This window comes from Pseudomonas sp. A25(2017) (genome assembly GCF_002001065.1).
In the GTDB taxonomy this organism is placed as follows: Bacteria; Pseudomonadota; Gammaproteobacteria; order Pseudomonadales; family Pseudomonadaceae; genus Aquipseudomonas; species Aquipseudomonas kilonensis.
In genome coordinates this window covers 13,499-31,211 of record NZ_MUOA01000052.1, presented here as the reverse complement: position 1 = coordinate 31,211, position 17,713 = coordinate 13,499, and the positions used below count along the sequence as shown (strand labels likewise).

Sequence of the window (17,713 nt, the reverse complement as noted above, 5' to 3'; positions counted from 1 at the left end):
CCCATGAATCTGCCCCTTGCAGCCAACCACGCCCTGGCCGGCTTTCACCCCGCCGTTCGCGCCTGGTTCAGCCAGACATTCCCGGCGGTCACGGCCGCCCAGGCCCGGGCGTGGCCGTTGATCGGCCAGCGTCGTTCGACCCTGGTGGCGGCGCCTACCGGTTCGGGCAAGACCCTGACGGCTTTTCTCGCCGTGCTTGATGACCTGGTGCATCGCGGCCTGGAACAGGGCGGCCTGCCGGACCAGACGCTGGTGGTCTACGTTTCGCCGCTCAAGGCCTTGAGCAACGATATCCAGATCAACCTGCAGAATCCGCTGGCCGGCATCACCGAGCAGTTGCAACAAATGGGCTTGCCGCCCTTGTCTATCACCACCGCCGTGCGTACCGGTGACACGCCACAGAAAGACCGCTCGGCGATGCGCAAGACCGCGCCGCACATCCTGGTCACCACGCCCGAATCGCTCTACGTGCTGCTCGGCTCCGACTCCGGCCGACAGATGCTCGCCAGCACCCGTACGGTCATCGTCGATGAAATCCACGCCATCGCCGCCAGCAAGCGCGGCAGCCACCTGGCCTTGAGCCTGGAACGCCTGCAAGCCCTGTGCGCCGAACCGCTGATGCGCATCGGCCTGTCCGCCACGCAAAAGCCCATCGAAGCGGTGTCACGTTTTCTCGTCGGTGAGGGGCGCACCTGTGAAATCGTCGACATCGGCCACGCCCGCCCCCGCGATCTGGACATCGAGGTGCCGCCGGTGCCGCTGTCGGCGGTGATGGCCAATGACGTGTGGGAACTGGTCTACAACCGCCTCGCCGAGCTGGCCCGGGAACATCGCACCACCCTGGTGTTCGTCAATACCCGGCGTCTGGCCGAACGCCTGAGCCGTCATCTGAGCGAGCGCCTGGGCAAAGACGCCGTGGCCGCTCACCATGGCAGCCTGGCGAAGGAGTTTCGCCTCGACGCCGAACAACGCCTCAAACGCGGCGAACTGAAGGTGCTGATCGCCACTGCGTCCCTGGAGCTGGGCATAGATATCGGCGATGTCGACCTGGTGTGCCAGATCGCCTCGCCCCGCTCGATCTCGGCCTTCCTGCAACGGGTCGGTCGGTCCGGCCACCAGGTCGGTGGCACACCCAAGGGACGCCTGTTCGCCACCACCCGTGACGACTTGATCGAATGCGCCGCCCTGCTCGACTGCGTACGCCGTGGCGAACTCGACATCCTGCACATCCCCAAGGCGCCGTTGGATGTGCTGGCCCAGCAGATCGTCGCCGAGGTCAGTTGCCAGGAATGGCAGGAGCAGGCGCTGCTGGAGAGTTTCCGCCGCGCGGCGCCCTACACAGACCTGGACGACCACCACTATCAGGCCTTGTTGCAGATGCTCGCCGAAGGCTTCAATGGCCGCCAAGGCGTGCGCAGTGCCTACCTGCACCGCGATGCCGTGACCCGGACCTTGCGCGGGCGCCGGGGCAGCAAGCTCACGGCCGTGACCAGCGGCGGCACCATCCCGGACAATGCCGACTACAGCGTGCTGCTCGAACCCCAAGGGCTGAACATCGGCAGCGTCAACGAAGACTTCGCGGTGGAGAGCATTGCCGGCGATGTGTTCCAGTTGGGCAATACGTCGTATCGCATCATTCGCGTCGAGACCGGCCGCGTGCGGGTCGAAGATGCCCAAGGCCAGCCGCCGACCATCCCGTTCTGGCTCGGCGAAGCCCCGGGGCGCAGCGCCGAATTGTCTTTCGCCGTGGCGCGCCTGCAAGCCCAGCTCGACCAACTGCTGGCCGCCACGCCGGGCCACCTGCAACCGGCCCTCGATTGGCTCACCGGCACCTTGCAACTGAACCTGGCCAGCGCCGAACAACTGGTGGATTACCTGGCCCCGGCGCGCATGGCCTTCGGCGCCCTACCGTCCCAGGACACGCTGCTGATGGAGCGGTTTTTCGACGAGTCCGGCGGCACGCAACTGATCATCCACACGCCCTTCGGCAGCCGTATCAACCGCGCCTGGGGCCTGGCCTTGCGCAAGCGCTTCTGCCGCACCTTCAACTTCGAATTGCAGGCCGCCGCCAGTGAAGACGCCATCGTGCTCTCGCTGTCCACCAGCCACAGCTTCGAACTGGACGAGGTGTGGCGCTACCTCAATAGCCACAGCGCCGAGCAGATCCTGGTCCAGGCGGTACTGGATGCGCCGCTGTTCGGCGTGCGCTGGCGCTGGAACGCTGGCGTGGCCCTGGCTTTGCCGCGCTACATCGGCGGGCGCAAAGTCGCCCCGCAGATCCAGCGCATGAAAAGCGAAGACCTGATCGCCAGCGTATTTCCGGACCAGATCGCCTGCCTGGAAAACCTCGCCGGTGAGCGTGAGATCCCCGACCACCCGCTGGTGGAACAAACCCTCGACGATTGCCTGCACGAAGCCATGGACAGCGAGGGCTGGCTGACGCTGTTGCGGCGCATGGAGGCGGGCGAGATACGCCTGATCAGCCGCGACCTGCCGGCGCCCTCACCGCTGGCGGCAGAAATCCTCAGCGCCCGGCCCTACACCTTTCTCGACGACGCGCCGCTGGAAGAACGGCGCACCCAAGCGGTGATCAACCGGCGCTGGAGCGATCCACAAGCCACCGACGACCTGGGCGCGCTGGACGCCGAGGCCATCCAGTCGGTCCGCGATGAAGCCTGGCCGGCGCCGGCCAATCTCGATGAGATGCATGAAGCCTTGATGAGCCTGGCCTGCATCGCCGACAGCGAAGCCGACGCCCACGCGCCGTGGCTGGATTGGTTGCCGGCATTGGCCGCCAGTGGTCGCGCCAGTCACCTGCAGATCAGTGCCGAGCGGGGTCTGTGGGTGCCGCTGGAGCGCCTGACCTGCCTGCAAGCCCTTTATCCACAGGCCCGCTGGCAACCGGCGCTGACGCCCTTGGCCGGTTTTGATGAAGCCTGGGCCAGCGACGAAGCCCTGGTGGAAGTGCTCCGCGCCCGGCTCAGTGCCTTTGGCCCGCTGCCGTTGAAGGCCATCGCCTACCCGCTGGGGCTGTCGACCCCGCAGGTCACCCAGGCCCTGGCGCAGCTTGAGCAACAAGGCTATGTGCTGCGCGGGCGGTTCACGCCGGGCACCGGCCAGGAGGAATGGTGCGAGCGACATTTGCTGGCGCGAATCCATCGTTACACGGTCAAGCGCCTGCGCCGGGAAATCGAGCCGGTGATGTTGCAGGACTTCATGCGTTTCCTGTTCGACTGGCAGCACCTGTCATCGTCCAGCCAAGGTCGGGGCAATGCCGTGCTGCCGTCAGTCCTCGGCCAGTTCGAAGGCTTCCCGGCCGCTGCATCAGCCTGGGACAGCGATCTGCTGCCGGCGCGGATCAAGGACTATTCGCCCAGTTGGCTCGATGAGTTGTGCCGCAGTGGCAAGTGGGTATGGACGCGCCTGAGTGCGCGCCAGAAGCCTTCCGCCAGCGCCCTGCGCAGCACGCCGGTGGTGTTGCTGCCGCGCAGTCAGGTGGCGCTGTGGAGCAGCCTGGCCGGGCAAACGGCGCTGGATGAGTTGTCGCCCAAGACGCAAAAAGTCCATCAGGCCCTCAGCGAACACGGCGCGCTGTTTTTCGACGAACTGGCCCACGAGGCCCATCTGCTGCGCAGCGAACTGGAAATCGCCTTGCAGGAACTGGTGGGCGCCGGGTGGGTGAATGCCGACAGCTTCGCCGGCTTGCGCGCACTGATCACCCCCGCCAGTAAACGCCAGGCCCGCAGCAGCCGGCGCGGGCGCGGCGCGTTTGTCGGCGGCATGGACGACGCCGGTCGCTGGGCCTTGTTGCGCCGCAGTCAACCGGCACCCGCGGATGGCAACCGCCCCGCGCCCACACCGCCCGACACCCTGGAACACATCGCCATGACCCTGCTGCGCCGTTACGGCGTGGTGTTCTGGCGCTTGCTGGAGCGGGAGGCGGATTGGCTGCCGAGTTGGCGCGAGCTGCTGCGCACCTTTCATCGCTTGGAGGCGCGGGGCGAGATTCGTGGCGGGCGTTTTGTCAGCGGCCTGGCGGGCGAACAATTCGCCCTGCCCGAAGCCATCCCGCTGCTGCGCGAAACTCGCCGCCGCCCCACCGATGGCAGCCTGGTGGCGGTGTGCGGCGTCGACCCGCTGAACCTGGCCGGCACCTTGCTGCCGGGGGCGAAAGTGCCGGCACTGGCGAGTAATCGGCTGGTGTATCGCGATGGGTTGCCGGTGGCGGCGCAGATTGCCGGCAAGCAGCATCTTTGGGTGGAGTTGGATGCTCAAGGGATGATTGAGGTCAGGAACAAGCTGATTCAGAAAGGTTGAGGGTGTCTGGGCCGGCCTCTTCGCGAGCAAGCCCGCTCCCACAGTCGACCGAGTTCCTTCAGAAAGAATGCGATCTAATGTGGGAGCGGGCTTGCTCGCGAAGAGGCCTGCTGCCCCACCATAAACCGCATCAGTTACTTAGATTGATCAGGCACCTCTTCCCCCTCTTTCACTTCCTCCAGCAACCGCCGCGGCAACACCACCTGCTGTGGATAAGTCTGCGCAAAATGCACCGCCGGGTGGTTATCCACAAGCTTTTTCAACAGCTGGTTGAACGCCCGGCTCACCGCATACTGCCCACCCGACACCGTACGAAACTGCGCCGTGAGTACCACGCCGTTGAGGTCCATCTTGTCCACGCCAAACACATCCAGCGGTCCTTGCAGGTTGAATTTCAGGAATGGGTCTTCGGCAATCGAACGCCCGGCCTCGCGGATCAGTTCGATGGCCTGGTCCACGTCGGTGTCATAGGTGAACTGCACGGAGAAGAACGCAAAGGCAAATTGCCGGGACTGGTTGGTCACGGCCTTGATCTGGCCGAACGGCACCGAATGCACGAAGCCCTTGCCGTCGCGCAGGCGCAGGGTGCGGATGGTCAGGCCTTCGACGGTGCCGGCGTGGCCGGAGCTGAGCACCACCCAGTCGCCGATGGACAGCGTGTCTTCGATGATGATGAACAGCCCGGTGATCACGTCCTGCACCAGTTGCTGGGAACCGAAACCGATCGCCAGCCCCACCACCCCGGCACCGGCCAGCAACGGCGCGACGTTGATGCCCAGGTTGGCCATGGTGGTGATTGCGCAAATCACCACCAGAATGATTTTCGCCGCGTTGCGCAACAGCGGCAGGATGGTTTTGACCCGGGTGCTGGGTTGGCGGGCCCCGCGCTTGTTCAGCGGCGGTTTCAAGGCTTCCTGGATCGCCGTGTCGAGCACCACCCACGTGAGCCAGGTCATCAGGAAGATCAGGCCGATGCGGCTCAGGGAATCGCTGATCGCCCGGCCGACGGCATTGCGCGAGGCGAACTCGAACAGGGAAATGCCCCAGATCCGCCCGAGGACCTCAATGAATACCACCGCCATGACGATGCGCAGCAACGCGTGCAGCAGGCTCAACAGGCGCCCCTTGTAGGCGCTGTTGCGCTGGATGGCCTCGGCCTTGGGCGACTTGAAGACGTGTTGGAACACGGTGCTGAGGAACACCGTGGCGATCAGCAGGATGGTGGTGAACAACGCACAGCGCAGGGCTTTCTGGTTGTCCTCGCCGACACCGATCAGGCTCACCGCCGACACCAGCACCATCAACAGGATCGGCCAATACCAGAGCCCGGAGAAAATCCGCAACGACTCCTGCAAGGCCGGTTGCTTCAAGCGCTGGGCCAGCGGGCGGTTGCGGATCAGGTGCGCCACGGGCCGGCGCATGCGAATCACCAGCCAGCCAAAGATCACCGAGGCGAACAGGCCGGTGAACACCGCGATGCTGCTGGTGATGTTGCCACCCAGTTGCCGGGCGATCTGCGGGCTGGTCAGGGCATCGCTGAGGGCGGCGAGAAAGCCGATCATGAACAATGGCCGGGGGCTGAAGCGCCGGATCATCGCCACCGCCCGGCGTTTGTGGCCAGCGTTGAACATGACGATCACGCACAGCAACACCGAAGTGGAGAAAATGCCGCTGCTGGTGGCGTAGGCGAAACACAGCGCCAGGGCGCGACCGACCGACACCTGCAGGAAGTGGCTGACGTACAGGGTCAGCGGCAGGCAGATCAACGCCGCAGCGGTGTACGGCAGCAGATAACCGAGCAGGTCGCGCAGGCGCTGGCGGCTGCGCAACCAGCGGCGCCGGCCCAGATGGCGCAGCAGCAGCCGCGCGCCCGACCAGATCAGTGCGAAAGCGCCGATCCAGACGCTCGACAACAACAGGAAATCCCCCGCCACGCGCCAGGACGAACGGGACGTCTGGTCCACCAGCCGGTCCACCTCATCCACCGCCCGGTCCGCCCGCAGGCGCCAGGCATCCACCAGGCTCTGGTTGAGGTCGAGCTTGTCCTGGACGTCGTCGATGCTCGAGCTGATGGCCCCCAATAAACCGCCCTGCACCAGCGGCGCGGGTTCGGCGGGCGGTTCATCGGGCTTGGCAGTGCCAGGGACAGCGGCGGTCCCGTAGGCGCTGGTGCCGGTCATCGCCAGCAGGAACAGCAGCAATACAGTGCTCAATCGAGACAAAACGCGAGGCTCCTTCACACGGGATCGGTAAGGAACTGATCAATAACGAGCCGGCAAGTTCGCTCAGAAGGTCAATACACCCCCTTGTGGCAGGGATTTATGTGGGAGCAAGGCTTGCCCGCGATGGAGGCGCCGCGGTCTTTCAGAAATCGAGGCGCCTGTTCGCGGGCAAGCCTTGCTCCCACATAAATCCGCTCGCCACAGTGCTTCACCGTCGGTAAGACCATCGAAACTTTCCGGGCCGCGCAACAGTCATCACAAGACACAGGCGGTACGAGGTCATTGGCACGGGAGGGATACATGACGGCGATCCACATTGGCATTTGCGGCTGGCGCTACACGCCTTGGCGGGGGGATTTCTACCCCAAGGGGCTGACCCAGAAACGGGAATTGCAATTCGCCTCGCGAGCGGTCAATAGCATCGAAATCAATGGATCGTTCTACGCCCTGCAACGCCCCGAACGGTATGCCCAGTGGTATGCCGAGACCCTGCCCGGCGAGCGCCCGGCCGAAGGGGTGTTGCCATGAACCCTCCAGAAACCACCGAAGCGACCCACGAGCCGACCCGGCAACAGGCCCAGGATCTCGACCGGGTCAGCCACTTCACCGTGCTGACGGTCAACACCCACAAGGGCTTCACTGCCCTGAACCGGCGCTTCATCCTGCCGGAACTGCGCGAGGCGGTGCGCAGTGTGTCTGCCGATGTGGTGTTCTTGCAGGAAGTCCACGGCACCCACGAACACCACCCCCAGCGCTACAGCAACTGGCCGAGCATGCCGCAATACGAGTTCCTGGCCGACAGCCTCTGGCCGCAGTTCGCCTACGGGCGCAACGCGGTGTACCCGGCGGGCGACCATGGCAATGCGTTGCTGTCGAAATTCCAGATCATTCGCCACGACAACCTGGACATGTCCATCAGCGGCCATGAAAACCGCGGCATGCTCCACAGCGTGCTGCGCCTGCCGGGCGATGGACAGGATCTGCATGCCATATGCGTCCACCTGGGGTTGCGGGAGGGGCATCGTGTCGAGCAACTCAAGCTGCTTTGCCAGCGTTTGAGCGAACTGCCGCCCGACGCGCCCGTGATCGTCGCGGGCGACTTCAACGACTGGCGCGGCAAGGCCAGTGAACTGCTCGAACCCTGCGGCCTGCGGGAAGTGTTCGCCGAACAGTGGGGCAAACCGGCCCGCAGCTTTCCGGCACGCCTGCCGATCCTGCGCCTGGACCGCATCTACGTGCGCAACCTCAAGGCCCGTCATCCCAAGGTGTTGAGCGTACGACCCTGGTCGCACCTCTCCGACCACGCACCGCTGTCGGTGGAGATCGAATTATGAGCGCGACGATGAACAAGGCGACGGTTGAGCAGGTCGAGGCGCCACCCACCGAGCGCAACCCGGCGCTGACGGATATCGAATACGGCTGGCACGGCAACAATCGCGTCAAGCTGCTGGAGAACGGCGAGGAGTTTTTCCCCAGGGTCTTCGAGGCCATTCGCCGGGCCGAGACAGAAATCCTTATTGAGACCTTCATCCTGTTCGAGGATAAGGTCGGCATTGAACTGCGGGATCTGTTGGTCGAAGCCGCCGAGCGTGGGGTGCGGATCACTGTCAGCCTCGATGGCTTCGGCTGCGGTGAGTTGACCACCGATTTCCTGGCCTCATTGAGCGACGCCGGGGTGCGCTTGCAGATGTTCGACCCGGCGCCCCGGCGTCTGGGGATCCGCACCAACTGGTTCCGCCGCCTGCACCGCAAGATCGTGGTGGTGGACGGGGTGATTGCGTTTATCGGCGGGATCAATTTTTCCGCCGACCACTTGGGGGATTTCGGCGCCGAGGCCAAGCAGGACTATTCCGTGGAGGTCAAAGGCCCGGCGGTGGTGGATATCCACCACTTCGCGCTGTTGCAGAGTGGCCGGCCGGCCCGGGCCAAATACTGGTGGCAACGCCGCCGCAGCCGCCGCAACGCGCTGGCGTTCAACGACCATGACGGCCAGGTGCGCCTGGTCTACCGGGATAATCACGAACACCAGACCGACATCGAAGAGGTCTACCTGCAAGTGCTGCGCAGTGCCCAGCGGCGGGTGGTGATCGCCAACGCCTATTTCTTCCCTGGCTACCGGTTGCTGCGCGAGATCCGCAACGCGGCACGGCGCGGCGTGGAAGTACGGCTGATCCTGCAGGGCCAGCCGGACATGATGATCGCCAAGCTCGCCGCGCGCATGCTCTACAGCTACCTGCTCAAGGCCGGCGTGGTGATCTACGAATACTGCGAGCGGCCGCTGCACGGCAAGGTCGCCCTGGTGGATGAGGACTGGAGCACGGTGGGTTCGAGCAACCTCGACCCGCTGAGCCTGTCGCTGAACCTGGAAGCCAATGTGCTGATCCGCGACCGGGCGTTCAACCGCGAGTTGTTCGAGCGCCTCGACTACCTGAGCCGCAACCATTGCACCGCGATGCCCAAGGACCACGCCCCCCGGGGGCTGTTGTGGCGCATGACCATCGGTTTCATGGTGTTCCACTGTTTGCGCCATTTCCCGGCCTGGGCCGGCTGGCTGCCGGCCCATAAACCGCGCCTGAAACCTTTTTCGCCGCCGACGGCGGTCCGGAGCGAACCCCATGAACCCCTCTGAAGCGCACACCGCGCCGACAGATGCCCATGCGCCGGAGCAGGCCACGCCAAAATCTCGCTGGAGCCGCTGGAAAAGACCGCTGACCCTGGCGTTTTTCCTGCTGTTGATCGTGCTGTTCACCACCCTGGCCCGACGCATCGATTGGTCCGAGGTGTTAGCCACCTTGGCCGACTTCAAGGCGCGCACCTTGATCATTGCCGCCGCACTGACCGTCACCAGCTTCATTACCTATGCCTGTTTCGACCTGATCGGTCGCACCTACATCCGCCAGAAACTGGGTTGGCGGCAGATCTTGCCGGTGGGGGTGATCAGTTACGCGTTCAACCTCAACCTCAGCGCCTGGGTCGGTGGCATCGCCATGCGTTATCGGCTGTATTCGCGGCTGGGGGTCAGCAGCGGGAACATTGCCAAGATCCTCGGCCTGAGCCTGGCCACCAACTGGTTCGGCTACATGACCCTGGCCGGAGTGGTGTTCAGCAGCGGCTTGGTGACCATGCCACCGGGCTGGAAACTCAGCAGCGATGCGCTGCAAGGCGTCGGTGCGCTGTTGCTGTTGGTGAGCGCGGGTTACCTGGTGGCCTGTCGATTTTCCAAGCGCCGGGCGTGGACGATTCGCGGCATGGAAATCAACCTGCCGTCATTGCGCATGGCGGTGCTGCAACTGGCGTTGGGCGCGCTGAACTGGTCGTTGATGGCGGCGGTGATCTTCACGTTGCTGCCCAGCAAACTGGACTATCCGGTAGTGCTCGGGGTATTGCTGATCAGCAGCATCGCCGGGGTCATTACCCACATTCCAGCGGGGCTCGGGGTGTTGGAGGCGGTGTTCGTTGCGCTGCTGCAACATGAAGTGTCGCGGGGCAGCCTGCTGGCGGGGTTGATCGCCTACCGGGCGATCTACTTCATCTTGCCGTTGCTGATTACCGTGGTGATGTACCTGGTGATCGAGGCGAAGGCCAAGGCGTTGCGGGTCAAGCCTGGGCCCAAGTGATGGGTTGCCTGAATGATGAGTTGCTTGTGCTGACCCCTTCGCGAGCAAGCCCGCTCCCACAGGGATCTGTGCTGGATACGAATTCTGTGTTCGCCATAGATCCATTGTGGGAGCGGGCTTGCTCGCGAAGAGGCCCGCACAGACGATACAAAATCCAGATCACCGCTCCTGGATAATGCTCAACCGCTCTCCCACCACCATTTCCGTGATCCAGCCCACCAGGATCGAGGTGTAGGCCTGCTGTGACACGGGGTCGCTCAAGGCATGGTCGGCGCCGTCGATGATCCGGTGCGTCAGCGAATGGGTCTGCTGGCACGCCGCCCGGTAGCTCATGATGGTGGCATGGGGCACGTAGGCATCGGTCTCGGACTCCACCAGCAATACATCGCCGGTGAACTGCGAACACGCATGCAAGGCGCGATTGGTTCCGGCGTGCACCAGCGTGCTGCGGTAATCCAGCAGGTCGGTCTTGTCCAGGTCGCGCTTGGGCGTGTGCCATTGCTCGTCGCGGTACAGCGCCGGCACCCGCAGGGCCAGCCAGCGCACCGGGCGCAGCGAAGTCAGGATCGAAGCCAGGTAGCCGCCATAACTGGTGCCCACCACGGCAATCGCCGAGGTATCCAAGGCCGGGTGCGCGAGCAGGCGGTCGTAGGCCGCCAACAGGTCTCGCAGGTTGTCCTCGCGGGTGACTCGCGCCAAGGGGATCCCCGCCCCGCCGGTGTGCCCACGCAAGTCGAAGGTCAGGCACACGCAACCCAGGCCGGCGATGCCTTTGGCCCGTTCCAGGTCCCGCTCCTGGCTGCCACCCCAACCGTGCACGAACAGCACGCCAGGGACCTTCGACCTGGGACTCAGGAACGTCCCGTTCATGCGTTCATCGTCAATCTCGATCTGAATGGTTTCACTTCTAGCCGTCATAGGATTGAACCGTTACGTATTTGAGAAGGAAGTCGCCGTTGTGCGCCGCGCCGCGATAGACCTCCCTCGCGCCGGGCGGCAGCGGTTGCTCGGTGTAGGTCTCCACCGAGGACACCCGCACCGCGCAGGTTTGCGGCGCTTCGACGAACACCTGCAACGCCGCCAGCTCGGCACTGCTGGCGCCACCCATGCGCCACGACTGTTCCAACACGCCGCCACGGGGCTGGCCGGCGGTATCCAGGCCCTGGGCAATGTCGTAATTGCGCCGCGATGCAAAAAAGCTCGGGTAGGCCTGGTTGGCGGCGTCATCGAACACTTGCGCCAGCCGCACCGCCTCGCGCACATCATCGGGCAGTTCGAGCCTGAGCAACTCGATATAGCCACCCTGCACCACCAGCAGGTCCGACCCGCCGTACACCTCCAACCCTTCGCTGTCGTGGGTCAGGTGTTGCACACCGCAATAGCTCAGGACCTTGCCATTGATGAAGCTCTGGCCGACGCTCTGGGTCTTGACCTCGTTGAGGTGCTGTTCCAGCACCACCCCTTCGCGAAACAGCGCCTGGGCGTCAGGCCCGGCGACAATTTCATCGAACTGCGCCAGGCTCTTGATCAGCCGTTGGCCACGTCCGGCACAGGCATGGATCGGCTTGAGGCGAATCGGCCCGGTGTACAGCAAGTGCTCGGCGGCCGGGCGCGCATCCTTGAGCGAAAAGACCGTCACGCCATCGAGTACCGCGCCTCGCGTGAGCTTGGCAAACAGCGGCGACCAGCCTTTGGGCGCCACGGCGTCCTTATTCAACAGACCGTGGGTAATCGCCTTGGTGCAGATAAAATCATGCTCGACATACCCGCCCCACACGTCCTCCGGTCCTTTGACACCCAGGCGCATCGCGGCTTCGGCGCCGATCAGGGTTTGCGTGGGCAACAGATAAAGATCATGACCGGCCTGAGGGTCATGACTGTCGTCGTACTCCCATCCCAGGATCTGTGCCAGCCACTGGGCCAGTGCACGGTTGGTCTCGACCTCATGGCGCGGCGCTTGTGGATTGACCGAATAGGCCACTACCCGCTTGTTGCGATTGACTGGTGTCATGCGTTGCCCTTTTTCCTGCGCTCGATGGCTTTAGACAGGGAAAGGTGCAGAGATCAGGCCAACGAGGTAATGGCGATGAGGGTCAGCCAAGCGGGCGCGTCGGGAGCAATTGATAGCACCGGGCCTGTTTCATTCTGCACGAGAAACGGCAGGCATCCGGCAAATTGCACGATCTCCAGCAGCATACGCCCCCTCCTGTGGCGAGGGAGTCTATGTGGGAGCAAGGCTTGCCCGCGATGAAGGCGCTGCGGTCTTTCAGAAATCGAGGCGCCTCCATCGCGGGCAAGCCTTGCTCCCACAAATCCCCTCGCCACAAAGGATCAGCGTCAGCCTTTGGGAACGCTCGACGGGCTTGCTCCAAACCGCGCCCGGTAATCGCTCGGCACCAACCCGGTGATTTTCTTGAACGTCGCGCGAAAGGCGCTCGGGTCCTGGTAACCGACGGTCCAGGCAATGTGGTCGATGGTGCCATTGGTGAATTCCAGCATTTCCCGGGCCTTGCCGACGCGCAGGTGCTGGCAGTATTCGGTGGGCTTGAGCCCGGTGGCGGCGCGAAACCTGCGCAGGAAAGTACGTTCTTCCAGACCGGCGCGTTCGGCCATCGCACCGAGGGAAACCTCCACCGCGCCGCTGCTTTGCAACCAATGCTGGACCTTGAGAATCGCCGGGTCGCCATGGCCGAGGATGGGCGCAAAGTTACTGCCGCACTGGCTCGCGCTGTCGCTGTGCTCAATCACCAGAAATTGCGCGGTGCGGGTGGCGATGCTGGGCCCGAGCAAGCGGTCCACCAGGCGCAGCCCCAGTTCCGACCAGGCCATCAGCCCGGCGGTGGTGATCAGGTCGCCGTCGTCGACGATGGGTTTGTCGGCGTTAAGCTTGATCTTCGGGTAACGCGCGGCAAAGGTCTTGGCCGAAGTCCAGTGGGTGGTGGCGCTGCGCCCGTCAAGCAGGCCGCTTTCGGCCAGCAGGATCGAGCCCACGCAAACCCCGCCCAGCACTGTGCCGTCGGCATGCTGCGCCCGCAGCCAATCCATCAGCGCCTGAGAGACCAAGCCTGCACTGAAACCGGCAAGGGACGGTGGAATCAACAACGCCACCAGCTTGCCCGCCGGGCCGGTTTCGCTGTCGAACACCCGCAGCGGAGCCTCGCCCTCCTCCGCCCGCCAGTGACTCACCCGCAGCGTTGGCAACTGCACGCTGGCATGCTCGGCCGCGATCCGCTGCGCCACGGCAAACAGATCGGTCAAGCCATGCACCGCCGCCAGTTGCGCGCCAGGGTAAATGAGCACCCCAAGCTCGGCGACTGCCCTTTGCTGCGTCATTGTCAGTTTTCCCTCGCTTATTGTCGTTGCGGCCAATCCTCGAAGCGACGGCAAAAGCCAATACTGGCTTCACACCCAATCTGATCAAGGAAGCCCCCATGTCCAAGCAAGCGCTCATCGTAGTCGATATCCAGAACGACTACTTCCCCCAGGGCAAATGGCCGTTGGTCGGCGCCCACGCCGCCGCCGATAACGCCGCACGCTTGATCGAAGCCTTTCGCCAGGCCGGCGACAACGTGGTGCATATCCGCCACGAATCCACCTCCGACGACGCCCCCTTCTTCACCCCAGGCTCCGAAGGCGCACAGTTGCACCCCAAGGTGCTCAACCGCGCCGATGAACCGGTAGTGCTCAAGCACTTCGTCAATTCGTTTCGCGAAACCGAACTGCAAGCCATCCTCGACCAGCACGGCATCGAACAACTGGTGGTGGTCGGCAGCATGAGCCACATGTGCGTTCACGGCGTGGTGCGGGCGGCAGCGGACCTGGGCTACCGCGTCACGGTGATTCATGATGCCTGCGCCACCCTCGACCTGGAATTCAACGGCGTCGTCGTGCCGGCTGCCCAGGTGCATGCGGCGTTCATGGCCGCGCTGGGTTTTGCCTACGCGAGTGTGGTGAGCACCGAGCAATTCCTGGCGGCCAATCGCTAACTACACGACACCTCTAAAAAAAACCGCACTTCATCGCCGAAGTGCGGTTTTTTCTCAGGCATCAACGCTGTGCCTGGAAGCGATCACACATCCAGCACTTGCAGCAACCTCGGCATCGTCGCCACGAATCCCATCTGTTGCGCTTCGCGCGCCATCCCTTTGAGCTTCTCGCCGCTGGCTTGATCGGCGCTGCGCAGCCACTGCCCCGCCACGTCGATCAACCGCACATGGTGGGTGATCCAGGCGCATGACGCCGACTCGGGCAATGCTGCCATCTGTTGTCCATGCCAGATCGCCTGTTCGGTATTGCCCGCCAACAGGCAGGTTTCAGCGGCGGCCACGCGAAAGCGCAAAGCGTTGTGGGCCAGGCAGGCCAGGGTGAGCTGGGCTTCGCCCGTCGCCAAAGCCTGCTGGCTGAGCGGCCCATCGTCGCTGATCATCGCCAGGCTGCCGTAGACCCACGGCCCGATGTAGCGCTGCAGCTCGAAGCGCTCCACCAGGCTCGCCGCCTCCATGATCAAGGTCTGCGCCAGCCCGCGCTCGCCCTGGCGCAACGCCACCCGCGCCAACCCTTCCAGCAGGATCGCTTCGAAACGGCTGGCGCCGAGGTTGCGCGCCAAGGCCAGGGCGCAGGTCAGCTCTTGCTCCGCCAAGGCATCCTCGCCGCCCGCCACCAGCACCCAGGCCGCCGTGAGCCGCGAGAAAACCTGTGCCCGATGATTGCCCAGCCGGGTGCTGCATTCGATGGCCTCCATGGCGTCACGCAAAGCCTGCTTCGGCTGGCCCAGGTACAGCTGCGCCGATCCACGGGCGCTGCGATTGCCCGCCTCCACGTGCGCCAGCCCATTGCGCTCGCACAGGCGTACGCATTGATCGAACACCTCGTAGGCGGTCTGCATGCGCCCTTGTGCGTAATAGGAGTCGCCAATGCCACTCAAGGCCTTGGCCTCGGTTTCCAGATCCCGGCCGATGCGGGCACAGGACAAGGCCTCTTCATGGAGCCGGCGACACTCGGCGTAGTCGCCCCGTGGAAAATAGATGTTCCCGTGCAAGTGATTCAACCGGGCCAGCGCCGTATGGGCCTGCATGGCCCAGGCGATGGGCAGCATATCCTCGATCAGGCGCTCCTCCTCGTCCAGGCAATCGAGGGTATTGAGGACCGCTGCCAGCCCCAGCGCGGCCTCGATCTGATCCTGTGGCCGCTCGGCCAATGCCAAGGCCCGCTGGAAATGCGCCCGAGCCTCCAAGGTCTGGCCCAGGCCCGAGCACGCCTGGCCACACAACAATGCGAAGGAAAAATCGCCCTGCGTACGCTCGGCAAACACCGCGCACTGCCGCGCCAGCGCAAGGACACCGTCGTACTGGCAGGCCAGGCGTTTTTCGCCCATGGCAAGCAACAACGCGTCGAACGCCGCCGGATCGTTGGCCCGCAGCAAATGCTGGGCATAGAGCACCCGATCGCGCTCGCGGTAGAGACCCGCCACCTCACCGTGCAACTGCTCGCGAAGCAACGTAGGTATCGCGTCGTAGAGACAATGCATGACCAAGTCGTGGACAAACAGATAGCTGCCTGGCTCGACTTCCCGCAGCAGCCCCTGGCGCATGTCCGCCGTCGGCAGATAACCGGGCAGCCCCAGCGCTTGGCGCCACAGCGTCAGCTCGAAACGATTACCCAGCACCGCGGCGTAATGCAGGGCGCGACGTTGCTCGGGGGCCAGCTTGTCAAAGCGGGTCTGGACCAGATGCCGCAGACTGTCGGGGAAAATACCTTGCTGGCTCGACAGCAGTTGCGTCAGGTACAGCGGATTGCCCTGGGCGCGGGCAACACATTCAGCCCGGTAGCGCGGATCGACATCGATGAATTGCTCTGCCAGGACCGTGGCCTCCCGCGCCCGGATCGGCGCGATGTCGAGCAGACTCATGGGGCTGGAGGAATACGAACGGATTTCGCCGCCCAGCGGGTCATCTTCGGGACGAGACGTCAGCAGCCAGACCACCGGCGCTTCGTCAGTGGCATCGAGCAGCTTGCCCAGCAGCGTAAACAGCGTGGTGTCGCCCCAGTGCAGGTCTTCGAGGCAGATCAACAAGGGCTGTTGCACCGCGACGCGCAGCAACACGTCGAGCAAAGCCTGGAACAGCCCCTGGGTACGGGCCTGGTTGCTCATCGCGCCATACAGGATGGGCGGCTCCGCAGACGACACACCCGTCAGCACTTGCAGGAACATGCGATGTTCGGCGGCCACTTTCAGGCGGGACAAGGCCGCGTCCAACAACGACGCGCTGATGGGCGGCGCCCCACCGAGGTTGAGCAGGCTGGCCACCAATTGCCCCAGGGGCCACAGACTGTTGTCCATGCCGAAATCCAGCACATCGCCGCGATGGCAGGCAAAGCCACGCTGTCGGGCCATCTCGAAAAACTCGCTGACCAGGCGGGTCTTGCCAATGCCCGCCATGCCGCGCACATAGACGACGTGCCCGTCCTGGCACTCCTGGGTGGCTTCGATCACTGCCTTGAACTGCAACAGTTCAATGGCTCGCCCCACCAACGGACGCGGTGCGTTTTCGTCGAGGCTGCGCGGGCGCAGGCATTTGCGATAGGCCTGAAACTCATCGTCGGAGGCGGAAAACTCAAACCGGGCAGCGAGTTGTTCCAGCAGGTTCTGCGCAACATACACCGGCGCATTCCCATGACGATCCAGCAACGGCTTTTGTGCGAGCAAAGCAGGCTCAACATGGAGGTATGTCGCTTCAGCACTCAGGCGCACAAGCCGCAGCACCAAGGCATGCCCTGGCGTAACGAATTGCTCGCGGCTCAGCGCCAACGCGCAGAGCAGGCCCCGTTCGCTATCGCTGCGATACGCCTGCGGAGAGCCGAATTGGGCGATCACCACATCCTGCGTCATCCCCAGTGGAACGCCACCGAACTGACGCACCAGACGCTCGACTTCATCCATGAACGTCGCCCCTGGCACCCCATCGATACGAAAGGACAGTTCAAGTACATAGCGAATGACGCTGTCATCGATCTGTTTCTGCGCCTGTTGCGCAAAGGCCACCTGGTGCAGTTCGGTCATCGTCTGTTGGATGTGCACCAAAGCCGCCGAGGCGGGGTCGCCCAACAGCGCACTCACATCGACCCCGAAGGCCGTCGCCAGGTGCCGAGCGGTGCGATAAAGCACTGGCTTGCCGGTTTCAGCCCGCTTGATGGAGGCGATCGAGACGCACAAATGCCGGTTCAGGCAGGCCTCGGCCAGGGTTTCCTGACTCAGGCCATGCTGTTTGCGCAGTCCTTTCAACGACACCGCGTCCAACAGCACACGACCGTCGGATATCGAGGCATCACGCTTGGGCAGGGCAGCAAAGGTATTGTGTCGGGAGTCCATGTCGATAACCCTTCTACCCTGGGACAACGGCAGCCGATCGAGTGTACTCCAGCGCCTCTCTGCGGGTTAATGAAAAGATGGCATTTGGCCTGATACCAAACTGATACCGGACTGACACTGCTCTGGACTGTCCGGTTATCACGACCCTCCCGATACTCACTCCCATCAATTGGCACCCAGTTGATACA

Annotated in this window: 11 protein-coding genes and 1 pseudogene; 6 read left to right on the top strand and 6 right to left on the bottom strand. The window is 63.9% G+C overall.

The genetic code is table 11. From position 1 onward, the window contains the following. Nucleotides 1-3: 3 nt before the first annotated feature. On the top strand, nucleotides 4-4,317 hold the full coding sequence (locus B0E42_RS10465) for a DEAD/DEAH box helicase (RefSeq protein WP_077506345.1): 4,314 nt from the start codon (nucleotides 4-6) through the stop codon (nucleotides 4,315-4,317). A 134-nt stretch (nucleotides 4,318-4,451) separates the two neighbouring features. Here B0E42_RS10465 and B0E42_RS10460 read toward each other — a convergent pair whose 3' ends face one another. Next, a complete protein-coding gene (locus B0E42_RS10460) occupies nucleotides 4,452-6,539 on the bottom strand; it encodes a mechanosensitive ion channel family protein (RefSeq protein WP_077506344.1) in 2,088 nt (695 codons plus the stop codon). Between the two features lie 300 nt (nucleotides 6,540-6,839). Here B0E42_RS10460 and B0E42_RS10455 point away from each other — a divergent pair. The 4 genes and pseudogenes from B0E42_RS10455 to B0E42_RS10440 all read left to right on the top strand — a co-directional run. Continuing rightward, nucleotides 6,840-7,037, top strand: a pseudogene (locus tag B0E42_RS10455) (DUF72 domain-containing protein); the annotation flags it as partial. Nucleotides 7,038-7,063: 26 nt separating this feature from the next. Next, a complete protein-coding gene (locus B0E42_RS10450) occupies nucleotides 7,064-7,873 on the top strand; it encodes an endonuclease/exonuclease/phosphatase family protein (RefSeq protein WP_077506343.1) in 810 nt (269 codons plus the stop codon). After that, nucleotides 7,870-9,168 carry a cardiolipin synthase ClsB gene (gene clsB, locus B0E42_RS10445; protein WP_077506342.1) on the top strand — a complete coding sequence of 433 codons (1,299 nt, stop codon included), beginning with the start codon at nucleotides 7,870-7,872 and terminating at the stop codon, nucleotides 9,166-9,168. Before B0E42_RS10450 ends, clsB begins: the two co-directional genes overlap by 4 nt. Further along, entirely contained in the window at nucleotides 9,155-10,156 is a 1,002-nt protein-coding gene (locus B0E42_RS10440) for a lysylphosphatidylglycerol synthase domain-containing protein (RefSeq protein WP_053187639.1), read from the top strand. Before clsB ends, B0E42_RS10440 begins: the two co-directional genes overlap by 14 nt. A gap of 159 nt (nucleotides 10,157-10,315) precedes the next feature. Here the strand turns inward: B0E42_RS10440 and B0E42_RS10435 are convergent, their stop codons facing one another. From B0E42_RS10435 to B0E42_RS10420, 4 genes are all read right to left on the bottom strand, one after another. Beyond that, entirely contained in the window at nucleotides 10,316-11,074 is a 759-nt protein-coding gene (locus B0E42_RS10435; protein ID WP_077506341.1) for a S9 family peptidase, read from the bottom strand. Then, nucleotides 11,064-12,167: a DUF3182 family protein gene (locus B0E42_RS10430; protein ID WP_053187636.1), complete on the bottom strand. Its 1,104-nt coding sequence runs from the start codon at nucleotides 12,165-12,167 to the stop codon at nucleotides 11,064-11,066. The genes B0E42_RS10435 and B0E42_RS10430 overlap by 11 nt, the downstream gene beginning before the upstream one ends. A gap of 53 nt (nucleotides 12,168-12,220) precedes the next feature. Continuing rightward, entirely contained in the window at nucleotides 12,221-12,352 is a 132-nt protein-coding gene (locus B0E42_RS31450) for a hypothetical protein (RefSeq protein WP_256578284.1), read from the bottom strand. A 141-nt stretch (nucleotides 12,353-12,493) separates the two neighbouring features. Further along, complete coding sequence (locus tag B0E42_RS10420; RefSeq protein WP_018612254.1) at nucleotides 12,494-13,489, bottom strand: GlxA family transcriptional regulator; 996 nt, start codon at nucleotides 13,487-13,489, stop codon at nucleotides 12,494-12,496. A 98-nt stretch (nucleotides 13,490-13,587) separates the two neighbouring features. On the opposite strand from B0E42_RS10420, the gene B0E42_RS10415 reads away from it, so the two are divergent. After that, complete coding sequence (locus tag B0E42_RS10415) at nucleotides 13,588-14,142, top strand: cysteine hydrolase family protein (RefSeq protein WP_077506339.1); 555 nt, start codon at nucleotides 13,588-13,590, stop codon at nucleotides 14,140-14,142. Between the two features lie 83 nt (nucleotides 14,143-14,225). On the opposite strand, the gene B0E42_RS10410 is transcribed toward B0E42_RS10415, so the two are convergent. After that, the gene (locus B0E42_RS10410) at nucleotides 14,226-17,525 is read right to left on the bottom strand and encodes an AAA family ATPase (RefSeq protein ID WP_077506338.1); all 3,300 of its coding nucleotides are present in this window, start codon (nucleotides 17,523-17,525) and stop codon (nucleotides 14,226-14,228) included. Between the last annotated feature and the right edge of the window lie 188 nt (nucleotides 17,526-17,713).